2 protein-coding genes are annotated in these 2329 nt (G+C 41.4%); both read right to left on the bottom strand.

The window, feature by feature from the left end:
* Positions 1 to 12: 12 nt before the first annotated feature.
* Positions 13 to 1110 (bottom strand): signal peptidase I, encoded by a 1098-nt coding sequence (lepB, locus tag QZY09_RS24080; protein ID WP_295677099.1) that lies wholly within the window; start codon positions 1108 to 1110, stop codon positions 13 to 15.
* Positions 1111 to 1170: 60 nt separating this feature from the next.
* Positions 1171 to 2208, bottom strand: coding sequence for a Fic family protein (locus QZY09_RS24075; RefSeq protein WP_295677097.1), 1038 nt, complete (start codon positions 2206 to 2208; stop codon positions 1171 to 1173).
* Positions 2209 to 2329 lie beyond the last annotated feature (121 nt).

The following is a 2329-nucleotide window of genomic DNA, read 5'->3' as shown; positions in this document are numbered from 1 at the left end:
TTGGTTTCCCTGTTAATTAATCGGTTTGAAGATGCGGCTCCAACGGATTTTGTGAAAAAAATCCTGGGTGGAGTCGATACTCATCACAGTGATGATGGCTTTGCCGATGATATGGTCCTCAGGTACGTAGCCCCAAAAACGGGAGTCTAAGGAATCGTGGCGGTTATCGCCCATCATCCAGTAATAATTCATTTTAAAGGTATAGCTGGCGGCTTTTTTACCGTTGATCGTGATGGCATTGCCGGCGGTATCAATTTTATTGTGTTCATACACTTCAATAGCGCGGCGGTAAAGCACAAGCGTCGAATCATTGAGGGCTACGGTCCATCCTTTTTTTGGCAACTTCAGCGGGCCGAAATTGTCGATATTCCATTTAAAGCTGGCATTATGCGGAAATACCTGCGGATCAGCCTGGCCTGCAGGTTGCAATTCTTTAACTACACTTTTAACGTTCGAAAAGCCTTTGATAGCTGCCACATTTTGCGTCGGAATCAGCATTTCGTAAGTGTTGGCTACCAGGCCGTTATTTGCTGTTACACCAAGGTCCTGTAGTGTTTGTGGGTTTATATCTCGCCCGTCAGTGGTAACCGTGTAATTGGTTTGTGCCATTGGTGCATTTGGTGCCGCTTTACCATTAATGAATACTTGCGCATCCACTATGGAAAGTACATCACCCGGGGCCGCCTGGCAACGTTTGATCAGGGTTGTGCGCTGGTCTACAGGGATATTCTGGTCGGCTTCTTCGGGTTTGTTAAATACTACTATATCACTTTTTTTAGGATCAGTAAAACCAGGCAAACGCAAATATGGCAGCTGGATAGCGTCCCAATAGGTTTTGATACCAAACATAATTGGTTCAGTAAACGGGATAGACAAAAGGGTGTTAGGCATACGGGCACCATAACTGCATTTGCTTACAAATAGATAGTCGCCGGTTAATTCGGTACCCTCCATTGATCCGGATGGGATTGCATAGGCAGAAAACAATAAACCACGGATAATAGTAGCTGCTACCACAGCAAAAACAATAGCATCCAGCCATTCGCGGGCTTTGGTCTTTTTGGGTTTTGGCTTGGTTGAATCTTTTTTCTGCAGAAATTTCCAGTTCATGATAAACGGTGTTTATCATTTAGATGGATGTTTGGTGGTATTTGTTACAGTAATAAAGCATCAAAAATAAGTTTTTACTGCAAATTCAAACTGATCTATAAATATCTTTTTAAAAGCGCTGATATTATTCTGTTCGTAAAACAATAGCATGGCCTTTTTATACTCAATAGAGTCAACCGTTCTGAAGGAGATAGGGCAGTAACCATAGGCAATCAATATAGCATTGCTTACAATACGCGCAGTCCTTTTGTTGCCATCTCCAAATGCCTGTATGTAGGATAGCAGCGCCAACGTTAATAGCGATTTTTCAAATACATTTTCCTTGCTGTTTACCAAAACGCACATATCATTCAATGCCTCACGTATCTGGTGCTCGTTATCCAGGGGCGTATAATTAGTGCCTGAGATGCCTACTCTGCGTTGCCTTATATTCCGGTCGACCCCAAGGTCCTTTATCAGCAGGCTATGAATATCCTCAATTCCCCGGATGTTTAGAGGAATAACATAATCAGGGTGCTCAACAATAAAATTTATGGCGTCTTTATGGTTTAACAGCATCATTGCGTCATCCTTTGGTTTGCCTTCGGCTGTTTCCTTTTCCTTTAATAAACGTTCTGTTTCTAATAAAGAATAAGTATTGCCTTCAATCTGTGATGATTTCCAGCTCAGGTCAATTGCCAGGCGCTCCATTTCTTTATTGTATGCTGCGGTTGACAGGTGCGATATATTGTCTTTAAATTTTGAATGCAGCGCCTCCAGGTGATGTTCTTCATCTGCCGTAAAAAGTTTAACACTACCCAGCACACCAGTAATAAGCGTGAAATTGAAACTATTTTTGATCTGTCGCTCGTCCTGCTCCTTTTTAAAATATTCATCTAAATCAATGGGATACAATAGCTCGTATGAGGGACTCACCAGATATTTTGTGGCCTTTCCCTTACCTTCCGTGCTGATCAGTTGTTCAGCATTTAGCTTGTTTAAAATCCGCTTTGCCGTGGCATAGCCTATAGCTCCGTTCAGCCCGTCATGTACCTCTTTTGACGAACTTAACGGATGCTCAATTATGTATTTTAAGACGCTTTCGGTTATATCGCTCATGAATGAAGCTCATTTTATCATCAAATGTAGCTCAAATAAATGAATATTTGAGCTGCAAATTGTAATTAATTGAGCTTTATTTTAAATAGAGCTCATTGTTGATCTATTTAAAGCTCAATTA

The organism is uncultured Mucilaginibacter sp., from assembly GCF_903913935.1.
GTDB lineage: Bacteria > Bacteroidota > Bacteroidia > Sphingobacteriales > Sphingobacteriaceae > Mucilaginibacter.
This window is presented reverse-complemented; position numbering and strand designations above follow the sequence as displayed.